The organism is Kineococcus rubinsiae (genome assembly GCF_011839805.1).
In the GTDB taxonomy this organism is placed as follows: Bacteria; Actinomycetota; Actinomycetes; order Actinomycetales; family Kineococcaceae; genus Kineococcus; species Kineococcus rubinsiae.
The window spans coordinates 1-4,276 of the sequence record NZ_VWPY01000114.1 but is presented as its reverse complement, the minus strand read 5'-3'; the positions used below and the strand labels follow the sequence as shown (position 1 = coordinate 4,276).

At 44.2% G+C, this 4,276-nt stretch carries 3 protein-coding genes; all 3 read right to left on the bottom strand.

Annotated features, from left to right (window positions below):
• Positions 1–628: type I restriction endonuclease (locus F1544_RS27200; RefSeq protein WP_208972484.1), on the bottom strand; the 628-nt coding region annotated here is incomplete at its 3' end.
• Complete coding sequence (locus F1544_RS27195) at positions 625–2,016, bottom strand: restriction endonuclease subunit S (protein WP_087540636.1); 1,392 nt, start codon at positions 2,014–2,016, stop codon at positions 625–627. The genes F1544_RS27195 and F1544_RS27200, both read right to left, overlap by 4 nt.
• Positions 2,016–4,276 (bottom strand): HsdM family class I SAM-dependent methyltransferase (locus F1544_RS27190; protein WP_167588538.1); only part of this gene is annotated, 2,261 nt, incomplete at its 5' end. The genes F1544_RS27190 and F1544_RS27195, both read right to left, overlap by 1 nt.

Genomic DNA, 4,276 nt, shown 5'->3' with positions numbered 1-4,276 from the left:
GTTCAGGCTTGTTGGTTTCTGGATCTTTCGGCAAGCGGGTGCGTTTGTACTGCAACATGGCATTCTGCACCGCCTGTTTAAACTCGGACTTGAGTTCCAGAGTCGCAACAGGAAAGCCGTTAATGAACAATACCAAGTCAATACGCCATTTCTTGGCCTGTTTGCCCATGTCCTGTAACTCGGCAGCGGTAGCATACTGGCTATAGACCAATTCCGGTACAATGCGGCAGATGTTCTTTTTGTAATTGGCTAAGGTATCGGGATTCAGCGCATGTTCTGGTTTAAATTGACAGAGGAAAAATCGTGCGCTGCGGGTTTTCACTCCGTGACGCAGCACACCTAAAGTGCCAAAGCTACGTGACTGTTCATCAGTGGCATTGATGTCGGCTTTCTTCAGCTGGGCAACCACGGCTTCTAGAAAATGCCGTTCGGTATCTTGCGGAAAGATGCGCTGAAACTTCAGCCAGTCTTGTGCTTGGGTCTGTTGCACAAAATCCAGTACGTCCTGCTCATACAAGGCGGTTTCACGGTTGTAGCCTTGTGGCGTACCGAGTTGCCAACCCTGTGCCAGCATTTGGGAAATAATATCGTTCTGGAAAATACTTTCACGGGTGGCGTCTAGACTCATGCGCTTAACTCCGTCTGTGCCTCAGCAACCATTGGCGCTTGCCAATTACGAACATCAATTTTTCCAGTGACTGCGGCTGAGATTAAGGCGGTTCGGCGTTCTTGCATCAGTTGAATGGCTGATTCGGCCTTTAACATCATTTGGTCAAACTTCAATAATTGATTATCCAAATAATTTATAATTTCTAACTGTTCATCTACTCTAGGCATCGTAAATTTCGCACTAATAATTAATGAAGAGCTGATAATTGCCTGATTTGCTAATTTATGACTAAAAATATCTAAATGAGTTCGATATGCTGTACTACACAAACTATAAAAGAGATATTTTTTCAGTAAATTACATTTTTTCTCTCTTAAAATAACAACATTTTGATTTGGTACAGCACCTTCAAAATGAGTCGGAATAATACCTATTTGCCCTACAGCAGATTCTTTAACAGTTGGATCACTCCCTACCATACTTATTACTACATCACCTGCAGATAAAATCACCCGTTTATATTTATTAACAATTTCTTGAGGTAGGAAAATTTCAACGTTATTAATACTTTTTTGCTTAATATTTCCCGCACGGATAAATGGTACACCTTCATCACAAAAATCATTCGAGCTAAAACCAAAACCATTAATGGTCTCTACTTGATGCTTTAGAGGAGTAATTCCCCAATGCTCAGGCACTTGCCCTAACCATTCCACACCTGAATCTTTCATCGGGACATTCGGATTGAGTCCTTTGGTCACGGCATGGCTAATTACCGCCTGACGTTTTTCTTTGAGCAGTTCGATCAGTTGATGTTGTTTTTCAATCAGGTGGTCGATTTTGGTGGTTTCATGGTCAAGGAATTTGGCGATTTGAGTTTGTTCGTGAATAGGTGGAATACACTGCTGTAAATATCCTATACGCTCTGCTTTAATACCTAGGGCTGTCGAGCCTGTGGCAAAAGTCATTAAGCTATCTTGAAACTCTTGAGACAAAATAAAATATTTTAGGTAAGTATTATCTAAAATATCTTTCTTACCTCTAAACTTAATAATTCTTTGAGCTAAAGCAATGTTCACATTATCAATTTGAGCCACTTCGCCTAACGGAGCTTCAGTCGTAAAAAGAACATCACCGAGTACAGGTATCCCTCTACTCATAATTTCATCATAATCTTTAAAAGCTACGTATTCTTGAGATAAAGAATAGTCAATAATTCCATTTTTGATATTTCTTGCAGTGACGAGAAAAACCCCTTCATCCATCTTTTCAGGGGTCTTTCCACGATAATCTACCGTAGATTCTAAATACTTTTTGAAACCTGCAATAATCCAATGACTAGGCACAGCTCCAAGCCATCTAACACCTGAATCTTTATATTCAACATATTTCTGATACTTCGCCATTAAGAATGCACCTCTTGTAGAAGTTCCATAATTTCACGGCTCACCGCATCTAAATCCGCATCAATCTCAGCTAAATCACGTGGTGGTTGGTATACGTAGAAATGACGGTTAAACGGAATTTCATAACCGACAATGCCAATCTCGCAATCCTTTTCATCGCGCTTGTCGGCATTGATCCAGGCATCGGCCACATGTGGCTGCACTTCACGTTTAAAGTAGTCTTCAATCAGCTCTGTGGTACTGACCTTTGGATTCAGTGCGATATTCTCGGCATCACGCAAATCCCCATCCTGCACAAACTCAACAACTTTGCCTTTATAACTAAACTGACCATACAGTGGGTTTTCCGCCTGTTTCAGCACCTTGTTAATCACCGGTTCCGCTTCCGGATTCTTCCAGGTAATGGCATCTAACAGCTGTTTCTTCTCTTTGGCATCCAGCTTGATGTCGGTCTGCTTGAGGGCTTTTTTCAGCACTTCATCAAACTGGTTAAAGTCATCAAACTGCTCAGTGCCAATCACGGCCTGTAACGCTTGGGCTTTTTCCATCAAGGCTTTCTGGAATAACCAGATTTTGCTGTCCAGTACCTCTTTAATGTCTTTTTCTTTTAGCTCAGGAAACTCGGCTTTAATCAGGGCACGCACCTCAAGCGCCACGTCCTGCAACTGACCATAAGTTTCTGCTGTCCACGCTGTACCAAAGGCTGTGCCCAATTGCGCATCGATACTTTGCATCACGGCATTAAACGGTTTCGGGGCAAAGCGTAATGCAGCAATCGCGCTATCCGTGATCTGTGCCGATAAACGCAATGGACGTTCAATGGTCACGCGACGGTAGCCAAATTCATGACTGTCAAAGATTTTGCTGGCGAATGGTTTTTGCTGTTCGGTTTCGCCATCCTGCGCCAAGGTGTCTACCGCGACAAAGTCACCGTAATTTTGGGTAATGGTGGCAATTTCAGCTTCAGTCAGATAGTTACGTTTTGAACCCAGCGACTTACGCATTTTGGTACTGAGGTTTGAGGCATTAATCAGCTGTACCTTGCCTTTACGTTCAGCGGCTTTTTTATTGCTGAGTACCCAGATATAGGTGGCAATCCCGGTGTTGTAGAACATATCGTTCGGTAAGGCAATAATGGCTTCAAGCAAGTCGGCTTCTAAAATGTAGCGACGGATCTCGCTTTCACCACTGCCTGCACTACCGGTAAATAAAGGTGAACCATTCAGGATAATGCCGATGCGGCTACCGCTCTCGGTACTGCTGGCATCACGCATCTTGCTGATCAAGTGCATCAGGAATAATAGTGAACCATCGGACACACGTGGCAAGCCTGCACCGAAACGGCCATCAAAGCCTTTTTGTTCATGCTCGTCCTTGATGTCCTGTTCGATCTTTTTCCAGTCCACGCCAAAGGGTGGATTCGACAGCATGTAGTCAAACTGATCCACAGCAAGCTGGTCATTCGACAGCGTGTTGCCGAGTTTAATCCGGCTCACGTCTTGGCCTTTAATCAGCATGTCGGCTTTACAGATGGCGTAGGATTCCGGATTGAGTTCCTGACCAAAGGCACGCATCACGGCATTCGGGTTCAGCTCATGCAGATATTCCATACCAGAAGACAGGAAGCCACCCGTCCCACAAGTCGGGTCATAAATGGTACGGATAATGCCGTCTTTGGTCAGCACGTCATCATCTTCCATAAACACCAGTGCAGTGGTCAGACGTACAATGTCACGCGGGGTAAAGTGTTCCCCTGCTGTTTCATTAGAACCTTCGGCAAAACGACGGATCAGTTCTTCAAACACCAAACCCATGTCATGGTTGGATACGCTCTTTGGACTCAGATCCGTGGTGGCAAACTTTTGCACGACTTTATACAAAAGGTTGGCATCATCGAGGAGGCCCACAAATTCGATGAAGTTAAAGTATTCAAAAATCTCACGGGCATCTTTAGAGAAACTTTGCACATAGGTGCTCAAGTTGGCCTTGATGTCACTCTGTCCCATTTTGCTGAGATCCATTGGGGAGGTGTTAAAGAAGGCTAGACCGTTGGTGGCACGCAGCAATAACTTTTCTTGAGCTTCTTCTGGCAGATTCAGCTTGGAGACTTTTTCATGTTCTGCCAGTACCGCAGCCTTGCTTTCTTCCAGTACACATTCCAAACGACGTAACAAGGTAAATGGCAGAATGATGCGACCGTATTGCGATTGTTTGAAGTCACCACGCAGTAGGTCGGCAACCGACCAGATGAAAGAAGCGA